Raw genomic sequence first — 23,106 nt, forward strand, 5'->3', positions numbered from 1 at the left:
ACGCGAGAGTTGGGATCATATCTTGATCAGCATGATTCTCGGCCGCAAGATTGGCATGACCCAGGTTTGGGACGAGGACGACAACGTCGTTCCCGTCACGGTCATCCAGGCTGGCCCCTGCGCTGTCTCGCAGGTTAAAACTCAGGCAACCGACGGCTATGATGCCGTCCAGATCGGTTTCGGCGACATCAAGGCCAAGAACGTGAACAAGCCCATGGCTGGTCACTTCGCCAAGGCTGGCGTCGAGCCTGTCCGCTTCCTTCGTGAGGTCCGCGTCGAGAACGGCGAGGAGCACAAGGTCGGCGAGGTCGTCACCGTCGCTGATTTCGCTGATGTCGAGAAGGTCGACGTCATCGGTACCTCCAAGGGTAAGGGCTTCCAGGGTCGCATCAAGCGCTGGGGTCAGCGCCGCGGTCCTATGACGCATGGTTCTCACTTCCAGCGTCACCCCGGTTCTATCGGTCAGTGCGCCTATCCTGCGCGCGTCCTCAAGGGCGTCAAGATGGCCGGTCACATGGGTAACGAGCGCGTTACCGTCAAGAACCTTTCCGTTGTCCGCATCGATGCCGAGCAGAACCTCATCTTGGTCAAGGGCGCTGTCCCGGGTGCCAAGAATGGTCTCGTCGCCATCCGTATGGCCTAAGGGCCCAGCCCATTTAGCCCAGCGTCATACCAAGGAGAACACTTAAATGGCAAAGTTTGAAGTAAAGAACAGCGAGGGCAAGAAGGTCGCCGAGGCCGAGCTCGCCGCTGAGGTGTACGGCATCGAGCCGAACATCCACGTTATGCACCACATCGTCAAGTGCCAGATGGCCTCTTGGCGTCAGGGCACCCAGTCCGCTAAGGGCCGCTCTGAGGTTTCCGGTGGCGGCAAGAAGCCTTGGCGTCAGAAGGGCACCGGCCGTGCCCGCCAGGGTTCCATCCGTGCTGCCCAGTGGCGTCACGGTGGCGTTGTCTTCGCCCCCAAGCCCCGTTCCTACGCTAAGCGTATGAACAACAAGGAGGTCAAGCTGGCTATGCGCTCCGCGCTGTCCGCCAAGCTGGCCGATGGCGAGCTCGTGCTCGTCGACGACTACGGCTTCGAGAAGCCTTCCACCAAGGCTGCCGTTGCCATGCTCAAGGCTCTCGGCCTTGAGGGCAAGCGTCTGACCATCATCGTTCGCGATGAGGACGTCAACGCCTACCTGTCGTTCCGCAACATTCCCAAGACGTTCATCATCACCGCCGACGAGGCCAACACCTACGATCTCGTCAACAACAACGCCGTGCTGATGCCCGCCGACATCGCCGCTCACTTCGGGGAGGTGCTTGCTTAAATGACCGCCCACGAGATCATCATCCGTCCGATCGTGTCCGAGCGTTCCTTCTCCGGCATGGAGCAGAACAAGTACACGTTCGAGGTCGCCAAGGATGCTAACAAGTATCAGATCAAGGACGCTGTCGAGGAGATCTTCGGCGTCAAGGTCGTTCGCGTGAACACCCTGACGGTCAAGCCCAAGACCAAGCGCGTGCGCTATGTCGCCGGCAAGACCCGTTCTTGGAAGAAGGCCATCGTCACGCTGGCCGAGGGCGACACCATCGAGGTCTTTGGCAACCAGGCCTAAGACTCGCTGCTGTTGAGTGAGCTCATGCCTCCCAAATAGGGGAGGCGGGAGCTCAAGGTTTTGGGCGTATAAAATGGACACGCCCGGAACCGTGTATACGTCCGGTGTCATCGCACCCGAGGCAGAACCTCGAATCCCTGTCTGCGATGGCTAACGGATTCCTATTGAAAGGGATTGTAATGGCTGTAAAGCACCTTAAGCCGACCTCCGCTGGTAGGCGTTGGCAGACGATCTCCGACTTCTCCGAGATCACCTGCACCAAGCCCGAGAAGTCTCTTCTCGAGCCCCTGCCCAAGAAGGCCGGTCGTAACAACAACGGCCGCATCACCACCCGCCACCAGGGCGGCGGCGTGAAGCGTCGTTACCGCGTGATCGATTTCAAGCGCAACAAGGACGGCGTGCCCGCCAAGGTTGCCACGATCGAGTACGATCCGAACCGTTCCGCTCGCATCGCTCTGCTGCACTACGCTGACGGTGAGAAGCGCTACATCCTGGCCCCCAAGGGCCTCGAGGTCGGTCAGACCATCATGTCCGGTTCTGACGCCGACATCAAGCCGGGCAACGCTCTGCCCCTCGCCGACATCCCCGTCGGTACGCTCATCCACGCCGTCGAGTTTCAGCCGGGCAAGGGTGCCGCTATCGCCCGTTCCGCCGGTAACTCCTGCCAGCTGATGGGTAAGGAGGGCAAGTACGCTATCGTCCGTATGCCTTCCTCCGAGATGCGCCGCATCCTCGTTACCTGCCGCGCCACCGTCGGTGAGGTCGGCAACGCCGATCACTCCAACATCGTCATCGGCAAGGCCGGCCGTAAGCGTCACATGAACGTGCGCCCGACCGTCCGCGGTACCGTCATGAACCCTGTCGACCACCCGCACGGCGGTGGCGAGGGCAAGAACCACACCTCTGGTCGTCCCTCTGTTACCCCCTGGGGTAAGCCGACGAAGGGCCTTCGTACGCGCAAGAAGAAGAAGGTCTCGAACCAGCACATCATTCGTCGCCGTAAGAAGTAATTTCGGATACCGAGTTTTAGGAGAAAGCACTTATGAGCAGAAGTCTCAAAAAGGGCCCGTTCGTGGAGACTCGCCTTCTCTCGCGTATCACCGCGATGAACGAGGCTGGCAAGAAGGACGTCGTGAAGACCTGGTCCCGCGCGTCCACCATCTTCCCCGAGATGGTTGGTCACACCATCGCCGTCCACGACGGCCGCAAGCATGTGCCCGTGTATGTTACCGAGTCCATGGTTGGTCACAAGCTCGGCGAGTTCGCGCCGACTCGTACGTTCCGTGGCCACAAGGCCAAATAGGGGGTTAACCGTAAATGGCAACTAAGTCTATTGAAACTGAGGCCACCGAGGTTCGCGCCGTCGCTAAGTACGTGCGTGTTTCCCCCAGCAAGGCCCGCCTGGTGGTCGATCTGATCCGCCGCAAGCCTGTCGCTCAGGCCTTCGACATCCTCCACTTCTGCGACCGCGCCGTCGCCGTGGATGTCGAGAAGGTTCTCCGTTCCGCCGTTGCGAACGCCGAGAACAACAACGGTCTGCGTGCCGACAACCTGGTTGTCGCCGCTGCCTATGTTGACGAGGGTCCGACGCTTAAGCGCATCCGTCCCCGCGCCAAGGGTTCCGCTTCTCGCATTCTGAAGCGTACTTCCCACATCACCGTCGTCGTTGCTCCTCGAAAGGAGGCGTAAAGCTGTATGGGTCAGAAAGTCTACCCCACCGGCTTCCGTCTTGGCATCACCGAGAACTGGCGCTCCCGCTGGTTCGCAGAGAAGGATTACGCTAAGACCCTCGGTAACGATCTCGAGATCCGCAAGTACCTCGAGAAGCGTCTTTCCCGCGCAGCTGTCTCCCGCGTCGAGATCGAGCGCGCTGGCGACAAGGTGAAGGTCATCATCCTCACCGCTCGCCCCGGCGTTGTCATCGGTAAGAAGGGTGCCGAGATCGATACCCTCCGCACCGAGCTCGAGAAGGTCGCTGGCGTCTCCAAGGGCCAGCTCTCCGTCGACGTTGTCGAGATCAAGCGCCCCGAGCTCGACGCCAACCTCGTTGCTCAGTCCATCGCTGAGCAGCTCGAGGGCCGCGTTGCCTTCCGTCGCGCTATGCGCAAGGCTGTCCAGTCCGCCCGCAAGGCCGGCGCCAAGGGCATCCGTATCCAGTGCTCCGGTCGTCTCGGCGGTGCCGAGATGGGCCGTCGTGAGTGGTACCGTGAGGGTCGCGTGCCTCTGCACACCCTCCGCGCCAAGATCGACTACGGCACGGCTGTCGCCAGCACCACTATGGGTGCCTGCGGCGTGAAGGTCTGGATCTACCTGGGCGAGAAGCTCCCGGGCCAGCCTGTTCCCAACCCTGCACTCGAGGGCTCTTCCCGTCCTCGTCGTCGTAACTCCGAGAGGAGGGGTCAGTAGTGCTTGCCCCTAAGCGTATTCTTCACCGCAAGGTGCAGCGTGGCTCCATGAAGGGCCAGGCCAAGGGTAATACCGAGCTGCATTTCGGCGAGTTTGGTATCCAGGCTCTCGAGGCCCATTGGATCACCAACCGTCAGATCGAGGCCGCTCGTATTGCCATGACCCGCTACATGAAGCGTGGCGGTCGTGTCTACATCACGATCTTCCCCGATAAGCCCATCACCAAGAAGCCTGCCGAGACTCGCATGGGTTCTGGTAAGGGTAACCCCGAGGAGTGGGTGGCCGTCGTCAAGCCCGGCCGCATCATGTTCGAGGTCAAGGGCGTGCCCGAGGAGGTCGCTCGCGAGGCTCTGCGTCTTGCACAGCACAAGCTTCCCATCAAGACCAAGATTGTTGCTGCTAAGAACGCTGAGCAGCGCATCGAGAAGGAGATGGCTGAGGAGGCCGCTCTCGAGGCCAAGTGGGCTGCTGAGGACGCCGCCGCCGCCAAGGAGGAGAACTAATGAAGCCCGCAGAGATTCGTGAGCTCTCGGACGCTCAGCTCGTTGAGAAGCTGAAGGAAATGCGCGCCGAGCTCTTTAACCTTCGTTTCCAGATGGCCACCAGCCAGCTGGACAACACCGCTCGCGTCAACACCGTGAAGAAGGACATCGCTCGCGTCCTCACGGAGCAGCGCGCCCGCGAGATCGCAGCGGAGAAGTCCGCTGTCGCCGAGTAGGACCTAAGGAGAGAACATGACTGATTCGCGTAACTCGCGTAAGGTCCGTACGGGTGTCGTTACCTCCGTCTCCGGTGCCAAGACCATTGTTGTCACCATCACCGAGCGCAAGCGTCACCCCAAGTACGGCAAGATGATGACCAGCTCCAAGAAGCTGCACGCTCACGACGAGGAGTGCACGGCTGGCGTGGGCGACACCGTCCGCGTTATGGAGACCCGTCCTATGTCCAAGATGAAGCGTTGGCGCCTCATCGAGGTCGTCGAGCGCGCTAAATAAGAAGTCGCTCTTACGACTTGTACGTTTCCGAAGATGTGCGTATGCCTGGCTTGCATACCACGAGCCGCATAAAGGCTGCGCACCTCTCTTCGGTTCTTAGTTCGGAGGAACATCTACCATGATTCAGATGCAAACCATGCTGAACGTCGCCGACAACTCCGGCGCTCGCAAGATTCGCTGCATCAAGGTGCTTGGCGGTTCCAAGCGTCGTTATGCAGGCATCGGCGATGTGTTCATCGGTGCTGTCCAGGAGGCTACCCCTGGCGCCAACGTCAAGAAGAAGGACGTTGTCCGTTGCGTCGTCGTTCGCACCGTTAAGGAGATCCGCCGCAAGGATGGCTCCTACATTCGCTTTGATGAGAACGCTTGCGTTGTCATCAACAACGATGGTTCGCCCGTCGGCACCCGTATCTTCGGGCCCGTCGCTCGCGAGCTTCGTGACAAGAAGTACATGAAGATCGTCTCGCTCGCTCCCGAGACCCTGTAGTTAGGGGAGATATATGTATATCAAGAAGGGCGATAAGGTCCAGGTTCTCTCTGGTAAGGATCGCGGCAAGCAGGGCGTTATCCTGCGTGCTCTCCCCGCCGAGAACAAGGTCGTTGTCGAGGGCGTTTCGGTCGTCAAGAAGGCCGTCAAGCCCAACGCTGCCAACCAGCAGGGCGGCATCGTTTCGCAGGAGGCTCCCATCGACGCCTCCAACGTCAATCTCGTCTGCCCCGAGTGCGGTAAGGTTACCCGCGTCGGTCACGAGAAGGACGGCAAGAACAAGCTGCGCGTCTGCAAGAAGTGCGGCCACAAGTTCTAAGCTGCCCGCAACATCAAGTTGCTAGCAAAGGCCCGGATGCCACGGCACCCGGGCCTTTTTCTATCCCCACTCATTGGGTACTCATTGGGGACAGACTTAAATGAGCGGAAGTCGCTTGGCATTCATTGGGGACCATTTATTGGGGACAGACTTAAATGACCGGTCGTTGGGGGGCAGACTCTATGTGCCGGCAGTTTGGGACGGTCCTTTGATGTCTGGTGCCCCCAGAGGGGTGAAGTAATACAGCTGGCTCTGTTTTTTGGCTTCGGTGCTCCGCCCCTTTATGTTTCACAAGGATCGTCGCATGCGCATTTACGCGCATGCCTTGCGCGATAATGCGCATAGCCGCGCAAACATCTGACAACTATGGCTAAATAATGACCGATACGCAAATAAGCACGCAAACACGAGCAGATACGCGCGCAATTGTGCGAATATAGGGTTATTAGAAATGAAGGACTTCCGATGATTCAGGAGGCACATATGGCAGATTCCAAACAGGCTCCACTCGACTCCGCGGCAGCCGCAAAAGCAGCGTTCGCTTCGGTCCAGGACAAGCCATTCCCTGATGATATCTTTACGGCTCCCGAGCTTCGCTGGGCTGTGATCGGGTGCGGCGTTATCGCCAACCAGATGGCCCAGTCTCTCGCTCTTGCCGGCCGCAAGCTTGCGGGCGTCGCCAACCGTACGCTGTCCAAGGCTCAGGCTTTTGCTGAGCAGTATGGCATCGAGAAGGTCTATGAAACGGTCGAGGACCTCTATGCCGATCCGAACATCGACGCGATCTATATCACCACGCCGCACAACACGCATATTACCTACCTGCGAGCCGCTCTGGCAGCTGGTAAGCACGTGCTCTGCGAGAAGGCCATTACCCTCAATTCCGCTGAGCTCGACGAGGCGCGTGCCATCGCCGACGAGCACAACGTCGTCCTTATGGACGCCACCACGGTGCTTCACATGCCCTTGTACCAGGAGCTGCGCCGTCGCATGAATGCGGGCGACTTTGGCCGCATGAACCTCGCTCAGCTCAACTTTGGCAGCTACAAGGAGTACGGCGACCTGACCAACCGCTTCTACAATCGTAACCTTGCTGGTGGTGCCATGCTCGACATTGGCGTCTATGCCCTGTCCGTCATGCGCTTCTTTATGGCAAGCCAGCCCACTGAGGTCATTTCGCTGGGCAACACCTGCGAGACCGGCGTTGACGTTGCGGGCGGCATCGTCTGCCGTAATGCAGAGCAGCAGCTGGGTGTTGTGAGCCTTACGCTCCACTCCAAGCAACCCAAGCGCTCGGTCATTAGCTTCGATAAGTGCTATATCGAGGTCAACGAGTATCCGCGTGCCGACCACGCGACCATCGTGTGGACTGCGGATGGCCACCGCGAGGAGGTCCACGCCGGCACCGAGGCTTACGCCCTTTGCTATGAGATGGCCGATCTTGAGCAGGTCGTTGCCGGCGACGACTCCAAGCGCGAGCTTCTGGGCTATGCTTCCGATGTTATGGAGCTGATGACCAAGCTCCGCGCCGATTGGGGAGTCGTGTACCCTGAGGAGGAGTAAGCGATGCTTGCGGAAGATAGGCTCAACGCGATCGTGTCGATGGTGCAGCAGGCTGGCTCGGTTACTGTGCCAGAGCTTGCCGAAGCCCTGGGTGTGACGGCGTCTACCATTCGGCGCGACCTGCAGACGCTCGACCGAGCGCATCGCATCGCCAAGGTCCACGGTGGAGCAACGAGTCTTGAGCGCGCGCACGTGACGCGCGACCTAACGCTTAATGAGCGCAGCGACCTCCATAACGACGACAAGGAGCGTATCTGCGCCCGTGCGGCGGCGCTTGTGGAGCCTGAGAGCTTTGTATACATCGACTCGGGCTCGACGACGCTCAGACTCATCGAGCATCTTCCACACCTTGAAGATGTCACCTATGTGACCGATTCCGTGCTCCATGCTCAGCACCTTGCTTTGCGCGGCATGCGTACCGTGGTGCTGGGCGGCGAGCTCAAACCCGAGACCGAGGCGCTCGTTGGCCCCGATGCCTTGGCAACCTTAGACCGCTACAACTTCAACTGTGGTTTTTGGGGCTCTAACGGCATTGCCGCCGAGCAGGGCTTCACGGCGCCCGATATCGAGGAGGCGCAAGTAAAGCGTATCTCGATGCGCCATACGGCCAAGCGCTTCGTAATCTCGGACGTCAGTAAATTTGGCATGGTGGCGCCCGTCAAGTTCGCGGACTTCCGTGACGCAACGATTATTACCGCAGGCGATGTCCCTGCCAAGTACCGGGCAATGGACAACGTCATCACGGTCTAGCGATGAGGCAAGGCCAAAACCACTACAAAGGTGCCTGTCCCCATTGTGGTGGTTAGTAACGAAAACCGAGTAGTTTTCTCAATAGAAAAGCGGCAACGTCCATCCCGGGCGTTGCCGCTTTTGTTGTCTACCGGTTTGTCTAAATCTGTAACAACTGGACCGTTAAAAGTGGGCTAGATGTTACAGATCGAGATAATTCCGAACCGAGCCGTCCCTTTGTCTCAATCTGTAACATCTGGGACCGATTTTGCCGAGTTACTGTTACAGATTGAGATTTTCCCTTGAGGGGGATTCGAATGTCTCGATCTGTAACAGATAGACCGGAAAATGGGTTCTAACTGTTACAGATCGAGACGTTTTGGGACCGCGGCTGAGTCATTGCGGCTAAACCACCACAAAGGCGCCTGCCCTTTTTGGCGGGTTTTAGGGCTCCCAGGGGCAGGGGGCTTCGATGTGGATGTGCTCGCCGGTTACGGGATGCGTGAAGGACACGCTGTGGGCGTGGAGCATCAGGCCGCAGGGGCGCGGCGTTCCGTACAGGTCGTCGCCAACCAGGGGATGATGCTCGCTCGCCAGATGCACACGGATTTGGTGCTTGCGGCCGGTGAGCAACTCGACATCGATATACGAGCGCGTGGGCAGGCCTCGGCGGCTCTTAAGGCGCTTGAGCACCTTCACGCGCGTTTGAGACGGCTTGCCGCTGGCGCCGACGCGCATCTTGCGGCTGTCGTGGCGGTCGCGGGCGATGGGCTTGTCGATGAGCTTCTCGTTCCAGTCGATCTTGCCCTCGGCGAGCGCCAGATAGTGCTTTTCGAATGCGTGGTCGATGATCATCTGGTCAAAAGCGGGTTGCGTCTGCTTGTCGAGCGAGAACAACACCACGCCGGTGGTGTTGCGGTCCAGGCGGTTGAGCGGCTGCATGTCAGTCGCGGCAAAGCCGTCACCCATCGCCAACAAAAGGTCGCTAGCGTAGTCGGTAAGTGTGCGCTCGCCGGTGCCGTCACCGTGGACGATCATGCCAGCGGGCTTGTCGATGGCCATGAGCCAGGCGTCGCAGTAGAGGACTTGAGGTTCTTCGTTCACGCGTAAGCCTTTCGGTTAGCTAATTCCCACAAACATGCAGCCCGAGGTCGCCCCGCGCAGGCGGGCGGCGGGCTTGCGGCCGGCATGCGCTGCTTCGATGGCACGACGGACGCGGGCGACGGCACGGCCCACCTCATCTGTCTCGAGCAGCGTTCCGTCTACCATGAGACGACGCACGCCGGCATCGAGCAGCTGAGGAACCTGCGGCGTGAGGTCGATGGGGTAAGCATCGTACAGGCGAGAGCGGCCGTGGATGTCGGTACGCACCGGCATGACCTTGCCGTCGATATTCTTAAGCGAGAGCTTGCGGGCGCGAAGGCGGCAGTTGGCACAATCGTGGATGCAGCCGTTGGCAACCTGCAGAATGCAATGCTCGCTTGTCATGACGCGTGGGCGGCCAAAGACGGTGATGCCCAGAGCTGCGGGCGCGGCGGCGCCGAGCGAGACAATCTCGTCGAGCGTGATCTCGGGCGAGAGCCAAAACGCACCGGCTCCGCGCTCGGCAAGCGCCTCCATGCAGGGCGCGTTGTGAACCGGCAGGCAAGAGCGAATCTCGGCCGTGGTGCCAACCTGGGCGGCCAGGGCAAGCTCAGAGATGTTGCCAATAGCGACCGTGGCGCCGGCAACAACCCACGGGTCGACGCGTACGTGGTCAACGGCGCGGCAGACCTCGTCGAGCACGGGTACGATGCCCTGCTCAAATGCATCGGCGGGGGAGAGCTCGGCCGCATCGAGCGCGTCGGTGGTCATGTAGATGCGCGTTGCACCCTCCGCCCGCGCTGCCTCGGCGGCCTCGAGCGAGGTGACGGTGGCACAGATCTGCGGCTCATCGCGGTAGTGCTCGGGCGCGGGACGGGAATCACTGGTTGCAATCGCCGGCAGCTCGAGCGTTTTCGCGCGCTCCTCGTACGGTGCCAGAATGGTCTCTTCCAGCGCCTTACAAGCGGCGGCGCGCACCTTATGTACGGCGGAGAAGCCCATGCCACAGGCCTCGTCGAGCGCCACATCAAAGCTCGCGGCCTCAAAGGGCGAGGAACCCATGCGGCCTACATGCTCCACCAGATCGGATGCCTCGACGGCGCGCGTCTTGGCAGCCTCGACGGTAAAGCCCGTGGCCGTGGCCGTAAGCGAAGGATCGTCACAGCAGGTGAGCGTAACGGTAAACGGCTCGCCTAGACGCGCCACAACGGACACGTCTACAGAGCGGCGGCGCAGCACATCGCGTTTGAGCGCAGCGCCGGCAGCGTCAATGGCGCGCTGGCTTCGAATCACGCGCACGCGGCAGCCCTCGGGCATGCTGCGGGGCACGCGGCATTCGATGATATCGCCGGCGGCGGCATCATCGGCGGCGATGGTGGTCAGGAATTGGTCGAACTCATCGTCGTGACGAAGTTCCAGCAGGTCGCCCTTGCCCACGGGCTCAAACAGCTCAATGCGGGCGATGGCAGCGCGGCGACGGCGGTCGTCGGGCTTGAGCCCGCGCACATCGCGGTTGGCCAGACGGCTGCCCAGCACCGTGCCCACAATCTGGCCGCGGTTGTTGGAGCGCTCGTAGCTCATCATCTCGTCGCCCGAGGTGCCATTCTGGTAGGCGTGCGTGAAGTCGCGATTAAAGCAGCGCTTGAGCTGGCGCTGTCGGGCTGCATCCTCATCCTTGGAGGTCGAAACATCGGCCAGCATATCGTCAATCTGGTGACGGTACACATCGACGATGGAGTACACGTAATCGGGAGCCTTCATGCGGCCCTCGAGCTTGAGCGATGCGGCGCCGGCGTCATACAGACGGCGAACAAGCTGCGACGTGTTGGTGTCGCGCGGGCACAGCGCGCGCTCGCGACCGGCAGGGGAGAGCGAGCGGCCGCTCTCGTCGATCAGCTCGTAAGGCAGGCGACAGGGCTGAGCGCACATGCCGCGGTTGGCCGAGCGGCCCGCCATGGCAAAGCTCGAAAGCAGGCACAGGCCCGAGTAGCAAAAGCAGATGGCGCCGTGGCTAAAGACCTCGAGGTCGACATCGGGCGCGGCGTCGTGGATGGCGGCGATCTCGTCGATGGAGAGCTCGCGCGAGAGAGTCACGCGGTCGGCGCCCTGCTCGCGGCACCAAAGCGTTCCGCGGTCGTCATGGATGTTCGCCTGGGTCGAGATGTGCGTCTCGATGCCGGGCATGGCGCGCTTGACCTCAAAGAACAGACCCCAGTCCTGGATAATGAAGGCGTCGGCGCCCAGCGTTGAGCAGCGATAGATGAGTTGCAGCGCATCGTCCATCTCGGACTGCTTGATGACGATGTTGACCGTGACGTAGACGCGCGACCCGGCTAGATGTGCGGCGCGGCAGGCTTGCTCAAAGGTCTCGTCGGTAAAGTTGGTGGCCTTGCGGCGGGCGTTGAAGCTGCCCATGCCGCAGTAGATGGCGTCTGCCCCGGCGGCGAGTGCGGCGGCAAAGGGCTCGGGTCCTCCGGCGGGCGCTAAAAGCTCGGGTCTGCGGTTGGTGGTTCGACTGGCGGTTGCGGTCATATCCTGCCTTTCAAAATGCTCAGATACTCAAAAGTATAGTGGCGTCGCTGCGGTGGGCGACGCCCGCAGCCTAAGCAGGACAAAGTCTTCAGCAGCTTGGACTGGCTGCTCCACATGAGAACCGTTCAGCGGTTCGGGGAAACCGTTGGGCGATAAAATATTCTCGCAACGTGATAATAATCTTGCATCGCGCGGAAACCTTGAGTACTATCCCAATCAAGCGCGGTGTTCAGACCGAACTGTGCCTCCCGGTGTGAACACCGCGCTCACGCTCTCTCAATTGATCGTAAGGAGAAAAACATGAGCAAGACCGTCGTGTCTTCCGATAACGCACCCGCAGCCATCGGCCCGTATTCCCCCGGTATCCAGGCCGGCAACATGGTGTTCCTGTCCGGCCAGCTGGGCATCGATCCCGCGACTGGCAAGATGCCCGAGGGCGTCGAGGCCCAGGCCAAGCAGTCCCTCGCCAACGTTGAGGCCCTGCTGACCGCTGCCGGCGCTACCTTTGCCGATGTCGTCAAGACCACGGTCTACCTGGCCGACATCGCCGACTTCGCTGCCGTGAACGAGATCTACGCTTCCAAGTTCGAGGCTCCGTTCCCCGCGCGCAGCGCTTTCCAGGTTGCCGCTCTTCCGGCCGGCGGTCTGGTCGAGATCGAGGTCGTCGCCGCTCTCTAAGGCGTTGGCCACAACTAAACATGACATGCAAAAAGACCCTGCAGCGCGTGCGAGCTGCAGGGTCTTTTATCAAGTGACGGATCGCTTGTGGAGCCGCGCTCCATTTTGCCCGTTAGCCTTCCTTGCGGACTTTTTGCAGGTAGCGGTAGACGCTGGGCTCCGAGATGCCCAGCGCGGTGGCGGCGCAGGACACGGCGCCCTTGAGCATGAACACCCCGTTGCCGTTGAGGTGGCGAATGACGTCCACGCGGTCGCTCTGACCAAGCGACGCCACATCCAGCCCGCGCGCGCTCAGCAACTCGGCAATGCTGCGGTCGATGAGCTCCTGTGTAGACTCCGAAAGACTTTCGACCTCGATAGACGCGGGCTCCGCCTGCCTTGGCACAGCGTCGAAGCAGGCCATGAGCTGCTGAGCCATGGCGTTGATGGAGCGTACCGTGGAAAGATCGGTGTTGACGCAGAGCATGCCGACGATCTCGTTATCCTCGCGGATAAAGTACGTCGCTGACTCCAACGTCTTGCCGCCGGCACCGCGCCCCTCGTAGCCCGTAATAAACGGCAGGTCGCGATACTTGGCGTCGTGCATGATCTTGAGTGCCAGATCGGTGGCGGGACCGCCGACCTTGCGGCCGCTCACGATGCCGTTGCGAATATCAACGATGGCGTGGTCGGGATCCGAGAAATCGTGCAGCACGATTTCGCTGTTTTTGCCGAGTACCTGCTCCAGAAAATCGACCATCGGCAAAAAGCGACGTACGGTCTCGTTCACGGGCAACTCCTTTGGGTGAAATCGGAAATGTTCATAACAATTTTTTCTCATGGTAACACGGTGTCTATTGATTCACATATTCGCAGGTACATTGCGTAATACGGACGAGCGGTAGGAATTTGGCGGTAAACGGTCGACCAAAAGAAAAGTTAGATGCTATTTTGACAGGACACTTTCCTGACCTGCGGAAATGCATTGTCTCAGCTCAAGAATAGTCTGATAACAAAAAATTATTATTGAGAATGAGAAAAATCTTTAATACGATATGCAACGAAGGCACAACCTCACCCCCGCACTGCGTCACAATAGAGCGCTAGATGCGAAAACAACTACTTCGAGGATTGGTGGTCAAATGGCCCAGGAGACGGTTACGAACGGCACTGAAGCCCTGTTCACTCGCGAAGGCATGCCGCCCGTTACGGAAATGATTCCGTGTGCCCTTCAGCATGTGCTGGCATCGTTTGCCGGCATCATTACCCCGGCGGTCATCATGGCCGGCGTCTACGGCTTTAATAGCCAGCAGAGCACCGACATCATTCAGGTTGCGCTCATTCTTTCGGCAATCGACACGGCCCTTCAAGCCTTCGCTCCCTTCCGTCGCATCGGCGGCGGCCTGCCCATCGTCATGGGCGTTTCGTTCGCGTTCCTGCCGGCCCTGCAGGCCATGGGTGCCTCGGGCTTTAGCTTTGGTGCGCTGCTGGGCGGCGAGATTGTCGGCGGTGCCGTCGCGGTCCTCTTTGGTCTGGCCTACAGCAAGATTAAGTGGCTGTTCCCGCCCGTCGTGACCGGTACGGTCATCTTCTCCATCGGCGTTTCGCTGTATCCCACGGCCGTCAAGTATATGGCCGGCGGTATGGGTACGCCGCTGTGGGGCACCCCGCAGGCCTGGTGCGTCGCTCTTATCACCTTCGCCGTGGTCTTTGCGCTCGCCAACTTTGGCAAGGGCACGCTCAAGCTGGGATCCGTGTTCTTTGGCATGATCGTTGGCATGATTGTCTCCATCCCCTTTGGCATGATCGACTTCTCCAGCGTCGCCACCGCTCAGGTCTTCGCCCTTCCCAAGCTCATGCCCTACGCACTCGAGTTTGATCCCGAGGTCTGCATTACCCTCGCCGTCGTGTTCCCCATGGTCGCCATCCAGGTTATCGGCGACGTCTCCGCTGCCTGCCTGGGCTCCATCGACCGTATGCCCACCGAGCGCGAGCTTTCCGGCGCTATCGTGTCCCAGGGCCTCACCTCTATGGTCGGCGGCCTGCTGGGCGGTCTTCCCACCAGCGCCCTTGGCCAGAACGTGGGCATCATCTGCTCCAACAAGGTCGTCAACAAGTGGGTCTTTGTGATCATCGCGGCCGTCTTTGCCATCGCCGGTCTGTTCCCGCAGCTCTCTGCCGTCCTTTCCGCTATCCCGCAGCCCGTCATCGGCGGCGCGACCGTCGGCGTCTTTGGCACCATCACCATGAACGGCGTGCGCATGTTCACCCGCGAGGGCCTCACGCAGCGCACTACCACCATCGTCGGTACCTCCGTCGTCTTTGGCCTGGGTATCTGGATGGCCAGCGGTTGCCTTGCCGGCGAGGGTATGCCCACCTGGGTTTCCACCGTCATCGGCTCCAATGCCGTAACCCCCACCGCCATCATGGCCATTGTCCTTAACCTGATCCTTCCGCAGACGCCGGTCGTGGCCCAGCACATCGATGCTGCCAAGGACGCTGCCGTGGATCTGGTCTTGCCCGAGAGCAAGAAGTAACCAATTCGGTGCTATTCGTCGGCGGACGCATCGCCTCGTCCGCCGACGTCATGCGGCGCCAAGCCGCACTTCAAAGGGTTTGTCCCTTTGGTGAAGCGTTGACGGGAGAGGGCCCGTTTCCGGTGTAGGCCGGCGCTTCGCACTCCGCCATGTCAGAGGTGTCAAACCCCGCCTCTGATGTCGAAGGGAGCATCCATGCTTCTGGTCGCTAACGGTTCCGTCTTTACCCGCAACGCTCAGACCCCGTTTATTCCAAATGGTGCGGTCGCCATTGACGGAGATACGATCGTCGAAGTGGGCCCCGAGTGCGAGCTCAAGGCCAAGTACCCGGATGCCGAGTACGTCGACGCCCAGGGCAACCTCATCATGCCCGGACTCATCAACTGCCACACCCACATCTATTCGGGTCTAGCCCGCGGCCTTGCCATCAAGGGCTGCAACCCCACCAACTTCCTGGAGAATCTTGAGCAGCAGTGGTGGAAGATCGACGACAACCTGACGCTCGACGGCACCAAGGCCAGCGCCTATGCCACGATCTTGGACTCCATCCGCGACGGCGTCACCACGATCTTCGATCACCATGCGAGCTTCTGTGAGATCCCGGGTAGCCTCTTTACCATTAAGGACGCAGCTCAGGAGCTGGGCATGCGTTCGTGCCTGTGCTACGAGGTCTCCGATCGCCGCGGCCAGGAAAAATGCGACCAGGCCATTGCCGAGAACGCCGAATTTGCCCAGTGGGCCGCCAAGGAGCGTCGCGATAACGACAACCATATGATCGCCGCCATGTTTGGCGGACATGCCACCTTTACGCTTTCGGACGAGACCATGGATAAGATGGCCGAGGCCAACAACGGCCTGACCGGCTTCCACATCCATGTGTGCGAGGGCATGAACGACGTGTGGGATTCCCGCCTCAACCGCGGCGGCATCAGCCCCGTCGAGCGCCTGCTGCAGCACAACCTGCTGGGTCCCGACACCATGCTGGGCCACTGCATCCACGTGACGCCTGCCGAGATGGATATCGTCAAGGAGTCCGGCACCTGGCTCGTCAACAACCCCGAATCCAATATGGGCAACGCCGTGGGCTGCGCCCCCGTGCTCGAGTTCTTCCGCCGCGGCATCCCCGTGTGCATGGGCACCGATGCCTACACCCACGATATGCTCGAGAGCCTCAAGGTCTTCCTGATCATTCAGCGTCACAACGCCGCTATGCCCAACGTGGGCTGGTGCGAGGCAATGACGATGCTGTTCGAGAACAACGCCAAGATGGCCAGCAAGTACTTCGATCGCAAACTCGGTGTGCTCGAGGCCGGCGCTGCCGCCGACGTCATCGTCATGGACTACAAGCCCTTTACGCCGCTGAGCGAGGAGAACATCGACGGCCACATGCTCTTTGGCATGATGGGCAAAAACTGCCGCACCACCATCATCAACGGCCGCGTCCTGTACAAGGATCGCGAGTTCGTTGGCATTGATGAGGACAAGATCAACGCGTGGACCATGGCTGAGTCCAAGAAGCTCTGGAGCACGCTCAACGAACGCACCTACTAATTACAAGTAGATTCACGCGCGTCGGATGTTTCGCCGCGTTCGACGCGCGTATAGGCGGCCTCCGCGGGGTCGCCGGCGCTGTGCTAGCGCTACACCGTATTTGCGCCCGTCGCGCGGTCTCGCCGGGCGTTACAGAGAGGAGCTCATTATGAGCGACATCATGAGGCCGATCCCGTTTTCGCAGCTGATGAACTGGATCATCGAGGAGCACAAGACTCAGGGCGCCGTCTTTGGCGTGCGCAAGATGGTCACGACCAACCAGGAGGGCGCGCTTCCCATTTTTGACGAGCGCATCGAGACTCCGTTTGGCCCGGCCGCCGGTCCCAATACGCAGCTGGCCCAGAACATCGTGGCATCCTACGTGGCCGGTTCCCGCTTCTTTGAGCTCAAGACCGTTCAGGTTATGGACGGCGAGGAGCTCTCCAAGTGTGTGAACAAGCCCTGCATCGTGGCGCAGGACGAGTGCTACAACTGCGAGTGGTCGACCGAGCTCGAGGTTCCGCAGGCCTTTGCCGAGTACGTGAAGGCATGGTTTGCCTGCCACCTGATCGCTCGCGAGTACGGCCTGGGCAGCCCGGATGGTTTTGTCTTCAACATGTCCGTGGGTTATGACCTCGAGGGCATCAAGAGCCCCAAGGTCGATGCGTACATTGAGGGCATGAAGGACGCCAGCGGCTCCGAGGTTTGGAACGAGTGCCGCACGTGGGCGCTCGCTAACCTGGACAAGTTTGAGCATGTCGATGCCGCGTTTGTCGAGTCCATCCCGGCGCGCGTCTCCAACTCCATTACCGAGTCCACGCTGCATGGCTGCCCGCCGGCGGAGATCGAGCGCATCGCGACCTATCTGATTACCGAGAAGGGTCTCAACACCTACATCAAGTGCAACCCCACGCTGCTGGGCTATGAGTTTGCCCGCCAGCGTCTGAACGAGCTGGGCTTTGACTACATCGTTTTCGATGACACGCACTTCCGTGAGGACCTGCAGTGGGCCGATGCCGTGCCTATGTTCGAGCGCCTGATTGCCCTGTGCGCCGAGCGCGGCCTGGAGTTTGGCGTCAAGCTGACCAACACCTTCCCCGTCGACGTGACGAGAAACGAGCTGCCCTCTACCGAGATGTACATGTCCGGCCGTTCGCTGTTCTCGCTGACCATCGAGGCCGCCCGCCGCATTACCGAGCAGTTTGACGGTAAGCTGCGCATCAGCTACTCCGGTGGTGCCACGGTCTACAACATCCGCGCCCTGTATGATGCCGGCATTTGGCCCGTCACCCTGGCGACCGACGTGCTCAAGCCCGGTGGCTACGAGCGCTTTAGCCAGATGGCCGGCGAGTTTACCGACCTGGATGGCAAGCCGTTTGCGGGCGTCTCGCTCGAGGCCGTGACCGCGATTCAGACCGACTCGCTCACCAACCCGCTCTACAAGAAGCCGCTGCGCCCGCTGCCCGACCGCAAGGTCGCCGGCAAGAGCCCGCTTTCCGACTGCTTTACCACGCCGTGCCGCACGAGCTGTCCCATCCAGCAGGATATTCCCGCCTATCTGGCGGCTGTTGACGAGGGCCGCTTCGAGGACGCGCTCAACATCATCATCGAGCGCAACGCCCTGCCGTTTATCACCGGCACCATCTGCCCGCATCCCTGCGGCCGCGCTTGCGAGCGTGCGTTCTACGAGCCCGAGGGTGCCCAGATTCGCGCCAGCAAGCTCAAGGCTGCCCGCGAGGCCATGACCGCCGTGCTGCCCAAGCTGCGCGCCCAGGCCATTGCCAACGACGGCGAGCACAACGTTGCCGTTATCGGTGGCGGCCCGGCCGGTCTGGCGACGGCGTTCTTCCTGACGCGTGCCGGCGTGCCCGTCACTATCTTTGAGGCCCGCGATTCGCTCGGCGGCGTGGTCCGCCACGTGATCCCCGAGTTCCGTATTGCGAGCGACGATATCTCCCACGATGCCGAGCTCTGCCTGGCCTTTGGCGCCAAGGTGCAGCTCAACGCTCGCGTGGATTCCATTGAAGAGCTCAAGGCCCAGGGCTTTACCGACGTGGTCGTGGCCACCGGTGCCTGGATGCCCGGCTCTGCGGGCTTGGGCGAGGGTGCCGAGCTCGACGTGCTGGAGTTCCTCGAGACCGCCAAGAAGGGCGAGAAGCTCGAGCTGGGCGAGGACGTCGTGGTCATCGGCGCCGGCAACACCGCCATGGATGCTGCCCGCGTGGCCAAGCGCCTGGCTGGTGTGAAGAACGTGCGCCTGGTGTATCGCCGCACCAAGAAGCAGATGCCCGCCGACGAGGAAGAGCTTGATCTTGCTCTTGCCGACGGCGTTGAGTTCTGCGAGCTGCTGGCGCCCAAGGCACTCAACGGCGCCGTGCTGACCTGCGATGTTATGGAGCTTGGCGAGCCGGATGCAAGCGGCCGTCGCAGCCCCGTCGCCACGGGCGAGACCGTCGAGCTTCCCGCCACCACGGTGATCTGCGCCGTGGGCGAGGGCATCGACGCCAGCCTGTACGATGCCGCGGGCGTCGAGCACGACCGTCGCGGCCGCCTTGCCGCCACCTCCACCGGCGTCGAGGGCGTCTGGGCTGCGGGCGACTGCCGTCGCGGTCCTGCCACCGTGGTCGAGGCCATCGCCGATGCCGCCGAGGTTGCCCGTGCCATCGCCGGCGTGGACTTTAACAAGTACGCCGACCAGAATGCTCAGGCCGGCCGCGAGGACACCTGCTACGAGCGCAAGGGGTCGCTGTGCCGCGACAAACGCAACTGCACCAAGACCCGCTGCCTGGGCTGCGGCTCGGTGTGCGAGGTCTGCTGCGACGTGTGCCCCAACCGCGCCAACGTGGCAATTAAGGTGCCGGGCCTGGCCAAGCATCAGGTCGTCCATGTCGACGGCATGTGCAACGAGTGCGGCAACTGCGCCGTGTTCTGCCCTTACCAGGAGGGTCGTCCCTACAAGGACAAGCTCACCCTGTTCTGGAGCGAGGAGGACATGGAGAACTCCGAGAACGAGGGCTTCCTGGCCGTGGACGAGGACCACTTTAAGGTTCGCGTCGCCGGCACGGTCCGCACCGTCTCGGTCGATGCCGTCAACACCGGTCTTCCCGAGGCCGTCCGCCTGACCATCAGGGCTGTGCGCGACAACTATTCGTACCTTCTTAAGAAATAGGCGAGTCTCTTATGGCCAAATCCATTCAACATAACGTGGCCTACGTTGCCTGCGGAAGCGGTTGCGCCTCCGCAGGCGGCGATGCCCGCTGCAGCGAAGGCTGCATTGGCTGTGGCGCCTGCGTCACGGCTTGCCCCCACGGTGCCATCTCACTGGTCGACGGCGTTGCCCGCGTGGACCGCTCCAAGTGCACGGGCTGCGGCCTGTGCGGCATGGCGTGCCCGCAGCGCGTGATTGCCTTCGTTCCCGGCTACCAGAACATCCTGGTGCGCTGTAACAACACCGACAAGGGCGCCATTGCGCGCAAGATCTGCGACACGAGCTGCATCGGTTGCGGCATGTGCGCCAAAAAGTGCCCTGCCGGCGCTATTCGCATCGAGGACAACTGCGCCCATATCGACGGCGCGGACTGCCTGTCGTGCGGCATGTGCGCGGTTGTGTGCCCGCATGGCGCCATTCACGACCGCACCGGCATTGCCGCCGGCGTGTAGAAGGGAATCACCATGGCACAGGAATTCACTTTTACCGTTAACGGCGTGGAGCGCACGACGACTCAGAACAAACCGCTGCTGCGCTACCTGCGGGACGACCTGCATATTCACTCCGCCAAGGACGGCTGCTCCGAGGGCGCGTGCGGTACCTGCACCATCCACGTGGACGGTGCGGCCGTCAAGGCGTGCGTGCTGACCACCGCGCTTGCCGCCGGCCGTAACATCGTAACCGTCGAGGGCCTGCCCGAGGACGTGCGCGAGGCCTTTGTGTACGCCTTTGGCGCCGTGGGCGCCGTGCAGTGCGGCTTTTGCATCCCCGGCATGGTCATGGCGGGTGCGGCACTCATCGCCGAGGACCCCGAGCCCACCGAGGAACAGATCAAGTACGCCATTCGCGGCAACGTCTGCCGTTGCACCGGCTACAAGAAGATTATCGAGGGCATTTCGCTGGCAGCCGCGGTGCTCCGCGGCGAAAAGCAGATCGACGAGGACCTGGAGCGCGGCGATGACTACGGCGTGGGCAAGCGCGCCTTCCGTATCGACGTGCGCAAGAAGGTGCTCGGCGAGGGCAAGTACCCCGACGACATCGACGAGCTCGACCAGCCGGGCCTGACCTATGCCAGCGCCGTGCGCTCGAAGTACCCGCGTGCCCGCGTGCTCTCCATCGATACCTCCAAGGCCGAGGCCCTGCCCGGCGTGGTGGGCATTCTGCGCGCCGAGGACGTGCCGGTCAACCAGGTCGGCCACCTTATCCAGGACTGGGACGTCATGATCGCCCAGGGCGATATCACCCGCTGCGTGGGCGATGCCATCGTGCTGGTGGTTGCCGAGGACGAGGCGACGCTCGAGAAGGCCAAGAAGCTCGTCAAGGTTGATTACGAGCCTCTGGAACCCGTGCGTAACATCGCCGAGGCCAGGGCTGCCGACGCTCCGCGCCTGCACGACAGCTTCTTTGCCTTTGGCAACACGGTGGAGCTCAAGGACAACGTATGCCAGAGCCGTCACGTGACGCGTGGCGACGCCGCCAAGGCGCTGGCGGAGAGCGCGTTCACCGTGACGCAGCGCTTTACTACGCCCTTTACCGAGCATGCTTTCTTGGAGCCCGAGTGCGCCGTCGCCTTCCCGTACAAGAACGGCGTCAAGGTGCAGTCGACCGACCAGGGCGCCTACGACACGCGTAAAGAGTGCGCCCACATGTTTGGCTGGGATAGCGAGCCCGAGCGCGTGGTCGTCGAGACCATGCTCGTGGGCGGCGGCTTTGGCGGCAAGGAGGACGTGTCCATCCAGCACCTGGCCGCGCTCGCCGCATATAAGTTCCAGCGTCCCGTGAAGTGCAAGCTCGCGCGTGCCGAGTCGCTCGCGTTCCATCCCAAGCGCCACGCCATGGACGGCACCTTTACACTGGGCTGCGACGCCGAGGGCAACTTTACCGGCCTGGATTGCGAGATCAACTTTGATACCGGCGCCTACGCGTCGCTGTGCGGCCCGGTGCTCGAGCGCGCCTGTACGCATGCCGTCGGCCCCTACAAGTACCAGAATACCGACATTCGCGGCTTTGGCTACTATACCAACAACCCGCCCGCCGGCGCGTACCGCGGCTTTGGCGTTTGCCAGTCCGAGTTTGCGCTCGAGAGCCTGATCGACCTGCTGGCCGAGAAGGTCGGCCTGGATCCGTGGGAGATTCGCTACCGTAACGCCATCGAGCCGGGCGAGGTTCTGCCCAACGGGCAGATTGCCGACTGCTCCACGGCGCTGAAGGAGACGCTGCTCGAGGTCAAGGATGCCTACTATGCGCATCCCGGACACGCCGGTATCGCCTGCGCCATGAAGAACGCCGGCGTGGGCGTGGGCCTGCCCGATGCCGGCCGCTGCAAGATTCGCGTCGAGAACGGCGTGGCCGTGGTCTATGCTGCCACGTCCGACATCGGCCAGGGCTGCAACACGGTCTTTTTGCAGGACGTTGCCGAGGCATGCGGCCTGCCGCTTCGCTGCATCGCCAATGGCGAGTGCTCTACCGAGAACGCTCCCGACTCCGGCACCACGTCTGGCTCGCGTCAGACGGTCGTGACCGGCGAGGCCGTGCGCGGTGCCGCCTTCCTGCTGCGCGATGCCATGCTTGACATCGAGGCCGGCAAGCATGCACCCGATGCTCCTGTGAGCGCCCATGGTGATGGCATCAAGATCGAGTACGACGACGGTCGCGCCTATCAGCTGCACACACAGGAACTCGTCGCCGGCCAGGGTATGCATCCTCAAGATCCCGCTGCCGCCATCAAGGCGCTCGAGGGCTGCGAGTTTGGGTACGTGTACCTGGAGCCGACCGACAAGCTGGGACCCGACGTTCCCAACCCCAAGAGCCACATCTGCTACGGCTTTGCCACGCATGTGGTCATTCTGGATGATGACGGTCGCGTGAGCGAGGTCTATGCCGCGCACGATTCCGGCAAGGTGGTCAATCCCATCTCCATCCAGGGTCAGATCGAAGGCGGCGTGCTCATGGGTATGGGCTATGCGCTTACCGAGGATTGGCCGCTCAAGGACTGCGTGCCCCAGGCAAGGTACGGCACGCTCGGACTGTTCCGTGCGCCCGAGATTCCGGATATCCACGCCATCTACGTGGAGAAGGATGAGCTGCTGCCCGTGGCATACGGCGGCAAGGGCATCGGCGAGATCGCAACGATTCCCACGGCGCCCGCCGTACAGAACGCCTATCGCGCATTTGACGGCAAGCTGCGTCCGGATCTGCCCATGGTGGATACGCCCTACAGCCGCGCCCGCAACCGCGGGTAGGGTAGGGCGCGGACGGCCATTGCTGACGAGCTGTTCGCGCTCAACATCAACTACATACGCTGCGCCTTTGGCCCCGGCTCCATCGCGAGCCGGGGCCCTTTGTTTGGAGTGGAAACTGCGTCCCGGATTTGGCGCTCAGAACGGGACACGCTTTCCGGATGGGATGCTTGGCGGAAACTACGGCCCAGTTTTTGGCTCCAGAACGGGATGCATT

General features: G+C 61.5%; 22 protein-coding genes and 1 pseudogene. 20 read left to right on the plus strand and 3 right to left on the minus strand.

Going from position 1 to position 23,106, the window contains the following annotated elements:
• Nucleotides 1-22 precede the first annotated feature (22 nt).
• The 14 genes and pseudogenes from rplC (at nucleotide 23) to FGQ67_RS00845 (ending at nucleotide 8,124) form a co-directional block, all read left to right on the plus strand.
• Complete coding sequence (rplC, locus tag FGQ67_RS00780; protein ID WP_035137484.1) at nucleotides 23-643, plus strand: 50S ribosomal protein L3; 621 nt, start codon at nucleotides 23-25, stop codon at nucleotides 641-643.
• Between the two features lie 46 nt (nucleotides 644-689).
• A complete protein-coding gene (gene rplD, locus FGQ67_RS00785; RefSeq protein ID WP_006235032.1) occupies nucleotides 690-1,316 on the plus strand; it encodes a 50S ribosomal protein L4 in 627 nt (208 codons plus the stop codon).
• Complete coding sequence (gene rplW / locus FGQ67_RS00790; RefSeq protein WP_006235033.1) at nucleotides 1,317-1,604, plus strand: 50S ribosomal protein L23; 288 nt, start codon at nucleotides 1,317-1,319, stop codon at nucleotides 1,602-1,604.
• A 179-nt stretch (nucleotides 1,605-1,783) separates the two neighbouring features.
• On the plus strand, nucleotides 1,784-2,614 hold the full coding sequence (gene rplB, locus FGQ67_RS00795) for a 50S ribosomal protein L2 (protein WP_022094198.1): 831 nt from the start codon (nucleotides 1,784-1,786) through the stop codon (nucleotides 2,612-2,614).
• A 32-nt stretch (nucleotides 2,615-2,646) separates the two neighbouring features.
• Entirely contained in the window at nucleotides 2,647-2,907 is a 261-nt protein-coding gene (gene rpsS / locus FGQ67_RS00800; protein ID WP_006235035.1) for a 30S ribosomal protein S19, read from the plus strand.
• A gap of 14 nt (nucleotides 2,908-2,921) precedes the next feature.
• Nucleotides 2,922-3,293 (plus strand): 50S ribosomal protein L22, encoded by a 372-nt coding sequence (gene rplV / locus FGQ67_RS00805; RefSeq protein ID WP_006235036.1) that lies wholly within the window; start codon nucleotides 2,922-2,924, stop codon nucleotides 3,291-3,293.
• A 6-nt stretch (nucleotides 3,294-3,299) separates the two neighbouring features.
• A complete protein-coding gene (rpsC, locus tag FGQ67_RS00810) occupies nucleotides 3,300-4,010 on the plus strand; it encodes a 30S ribosomal protein S3 (protein ID WP_006235037.1) in 711 nt (236 codons plus the stop codon).
• Nucleotides 4,010-4,426, plus strand: a pseudogene (rplP, locus tag FGQ67_RS00815) (50S ribosomal protein L16); the annotation flags it as partial. The gene rpsC and the pseudogene rplP, both read left to right, overlap by 1 nt.
• Before the next feature lie 86 nt (nucleotides 4,427-4,512).
• Complete coding sequence (rpmC, locus tag FGQ67_RS00820; protein WP_006235039.1) at nucleotides 4,513-4,728, plus strand: 50S ribosomal protein L29; 216 nt, start codon at nucleotides 4,513-4,515, stop codon at nucleotides 4,726-4,728.
• Between the two features lie 16 nt (nucleotides 4,729-4,744).
• On the plus strand, nucleotides 4,745-5,005 hold the full coding sequence (gene rpsQ / locus FGQ67_RS00825; protein ID WP_006235040.1) for a 30S ribosomal protein S17: 261 nt from the start codon (nucleotides 4,745-4,747) through the stop codon (nucleotides 5,003-5,005).
• Between the two features lie 118 nt (nucleotides 5,006-5,123).
• On the plus strand, nucleotides 5,124-5,492 hold the full coding sequence (rplN, locus tag FGQ67_RS00830) for a 50S ribosomal protein L14 (protein WP_006235041.1): 369 nt from the start codon (nucleotides 5,124-5,126) through the stop codon (nucleotides 5,490-5,492).
• Between the two features lie 13 nt (nucleotides 5,493-5,505).
• Nucleotides 5,506-5,811: a 50S ribosomal protein L24 gene (rplX, locus tag FGQ67_RS00835; protein ID WP_099432059.1), complete on the plus strand. Its 306-nt coding sequence runs from the start codon at nucleotides 5,506-5,508 to the stop codon at nucleotides 5,809-5,811.
• Nucleotides 5,812-6,294: 483 nt separating this feature from the next.
• A complete protein-coding gene (locus FGQ67_RS00840; protein ID WP_138339627.1) occupies nucleotides 6,295-7,374 on the plus strand; it encodes a Gfo/Idh/MocA family protein in 1,080 nt (359 codons plus the stop codon).
• A 3-nt stretch (nucleotides 7,375-7,377) separates the two neighbouring features.
• On the plus strand, nucleotides 7,378-8,124 hold the full coding sequence (locus FGQ67_RS00845) for a DeoR/GlpR family DNA-binding transcription regulator (protein ID WP_138339628.1): 747 nt from the start codon (nucleotides 7,378-7,380) through the stop codon (nucleotides 8,122-8,124).
• A gap of 423 nt (nucleotides 8,125-8,547) precedes the next feature.
• Here FGQ67_RS00845 and FGQ67_RS00850 read toward each other — a convergent pair whose 3' ends face one another.
• Entirely contained in the window at nucleotides 8,548-9,207 is a 660-nt protein-coding gene (locus FGQ67_RS00850) for an RluA family pseudouridine synthase (RefSeq protein WP_249360943.1), read from the minus strand.
• A gap of 15 nt (nucleotides 9,208-9,222) precedes the next feature.
• Complete coding sequence (locus tag FGQ67_RS00855; RefSeq protein WP_138339629.1) at nucleotides 9,223-11,718, minus strand: U32 family peptidase; 2,496 nt, start codon at nucleotides 11,716-11,718, stop codon at nucleotides 9,223-9,225.
• 300 nt (nucleotides 11,719-12,018) lie between these two features.
• On the opposite strand from FGQ67_RS00855, the gene FGQ67_RS00860 reads away from it, so the two are divergent.
• On the plus strand, nucleotides 12,019-12,396 hold the full coding sequence (locus FGQ67_RS00860) for a RidA family protein (RefSeq protein WP_055285184.1): 378 nt from the start codon (nucleotides 12,019-12,021) through the stop codon (nucleotides 12,394-12,396).
• Nucleotides 12,397-12,508: 112 nt separating this feature from the next.
• Here FGQ67_RS00860 and FGQ67_RS00865 read toward each other — a convergent pair whose 3' ends face one another.
• The gene (locus FGQ67_RS00865; RefSeq protein ID WP_226790694.1) at nucleotides 12,509-13,165 is read right to left on the minus strand and encodes a helix-turn-helix transcriptional regulator; all 657 of its coding nucleotides are present in this window, start codon (nucleotides 13,163-13,165) and stop codon (nucleotides 12,509-12,511) included.
• A 352-nt stretch (nucleotides 13,166-13,517) separates the two neighbouring features.
• Between FGQ67_RS00865 and FGQ67_RS00870 the strand changes: the two genes are divergently transcribed.
• From FGQ67_RS00870 to xdh, 5 genes are all read left to right on the plus strand, one after another.
• Nucleotides 13,518-14,912, plus strand: a complete 1,395-nt coding sequence (locus FGQ67_RS00870) for a uracil-xanthine permease family protein (protein WP_138339630.1) — start codon at nucleotides 13,518-13,520, stop codon at nucleotides 14,910-14,912.
• Between the two features lie 195 nt (nucleotides 14,913-15,107).
• Nucleotides 15,108-16,463: a putative aminohydrolase SsnA gene (gene ssnA, locus FGQ67_RS00875; RefSeq protein WP_117769385.1), complete on the plus strand. Its 1,356-nt coding sequence runs from the start codon at nucleotides 15,108-15,110 to the stop codon at nucleotides 16,461-16,463.
• A 148-nt stretch (nucleotides 16,464-16,611) separates the two neighbouring features.
• Nucleotides 16,612-19,611, plus strand: a complete 3,000-nt coding sequence (gene ygfK / locus FGQ67_RS00880) for a putative selenate reductase subunit YgfK (RefSeq protein WP_117769386.1) — start codon at nucleotides 16,612-16,614, stop codon at nucleotides 19,609-19,611.
• Nucleotides 19,612-19,622: 11 nt separating this feature from the next.
• Complete coding sequence (locus FGQ67_RS00885; protein ID WP_138339631.1) at nucleotides 19,623-20,102, plus strand: 4Fe-4S binding protein; 480 nt, start codon at nucleotides 19,623-19,625, stop codon at nucleotides 20,100-20,102.
• A 12-nt stretch (nucleotides 20,103-20,114) separates the two neighbouring features.
• Complete coding sequence (gene xdh, locus FGQ67_RS00890; RefSeq protein ID WP_138339632.1) at nucleotides 20,115-22,892, plus strand: selenium-dependent xanthine dehydrogenase; 2,778 nt, start codon at nucleotides 20,115-20,117, stop codon at nucleotides 22,890-22,892.
• Nucleotides 22,893-23,106 lie beyond the last annotated feature (214 nt).

The sequence above is a fragment of the Collinsella aerofaciens genome (assembly GCF_005845035.1).
Taxonomy (GTDB): Bacteria; Actinomycetota; Coriobacteriia; order Coriobacteriales; family Coriobacteriaceae; genus Collinsella; species Collinsella aerofaciens_I.

Coding starts and splice junctions, on each gene's coding strand:
- rplD (WP_006235032.1), top strand. CDS start 690: ATGGCAAAGTTTGAAGTAAAGAACAGCGAGGGCAAGAAGGTCGCCGAG.
- rplW (WP_006235033.1), top strand. CDS start 1,317: ATGACCGCCCACGAGATCATCATCCGTCCGATCGTGTCCGAGCGTTCC.
- rplB (WP_022094198.1), top strand. CDS start 1,784: ATGGCTGTAAAGCACCTTAAGCCGACCTCCGCTGGTAGGCGTTGGCAG.
- rpsS (WP_006235035.1), top strand. CDS start 2,647: ATGAGCAGAAGTCTCAAAAAGGGCCCGTTCGTGGAGACTCGCCTTCTC.
- rplV (WP_006235036.1), top strand. CDS start 2,922: ATGGCAACTAAGTCTATTGAAACTGAGGCCACCGAGGTTCGCGCCGTC.
- rpsC (WP_006235037.1), top strand. CDS start 3,300: ATGGGTCAGAAAGTCTACCCCACCGGCTTCCGTCTTGGCATCACCGAG.
- rpmC (WP_006235039.1), top strand. CDS start 4,513: ATGAAGCCCGCAGAGATTCGTGAGCTCTCGGACGCTCAGCTCGTTGAG.
- rpsQ (WP_006235040.1), top strand. CDS start 4,745: ATGACTGATTCGCGTAACTCGCGTAAGGTCCGTACGGGTGTCGTTACC.
- rplN (WP_006235041.1), top strand. CDS start 5,124: ATGATTCAGATGCAAACCATGCTGAACGTCGCCGACAACTCCGGCGCT.
- rplX (WP_099432059.1), top strand. CDS start 5,506: ATGTATATCAAGAAGGGCGATAAGGTCCAGGTTCTCTCTGGTAAGGAT.
- FGQ67_RS00840 (WP_138339627.1), top strand. CDS start 6,295: ATGGCAGATTCCAAACAGGCTCCACTCGACTCCGCGGCAGCCGCAAAA.
- FGQ67_RS00845 (WP_138339628.1), top strand. CDS start 7,378: ATGCTTGCGGAAGATAGGCTCAACGCGATCGTGTCGATGGTGCAGCAG.
- FGQ67_RS00855 (WP_138339629.1), bottom strand. CDS start 11,718: ATGACCGCAACCGCCAGTCGAACCACCAACCGCAGACCCGAGCTTTTA.
- FGQ67_RS00860 (WP_055285184.1), top strand. CDS start 12,019: ATGAGCAAGACCGTCGTGTCTTCCGATAACGCACCCGCAGCCATCGGC.
- FGQ67_RS00870 (WP_138339630.1), top strand. CDS start 13,518: ATGGCCCAGGAGACGGTTACGAACGGCACTGAAGCCCTGTTCACTCGC.
- ssnA (WP_117769385.1), top strand. CDS start 15,108: ATGCTTCTGGTCGCTAACGGTTCCGTCTTTACCCGCAACGCTCAGACC.
- ygfK (WP_117769386.1), top strand. CDS start 16,612: ATGAGCGACATCATGAGGCCGATCCCGTTTTCGCAGCTGATGAACTGG.
- FGQ67_RS00885 (WP_138339631.1), top strand. CDS start 19,623: ATGGCCAAATCCATTCAACATAACGTGGCCTACGTTGCCTGCGGAAGC.
- xdh (WP_138339632.1), top strand. CDS start 20,115: ATGGCACAGGAATTCACTTTTACCGTTAACGGCGTGGAGCGCACGACG.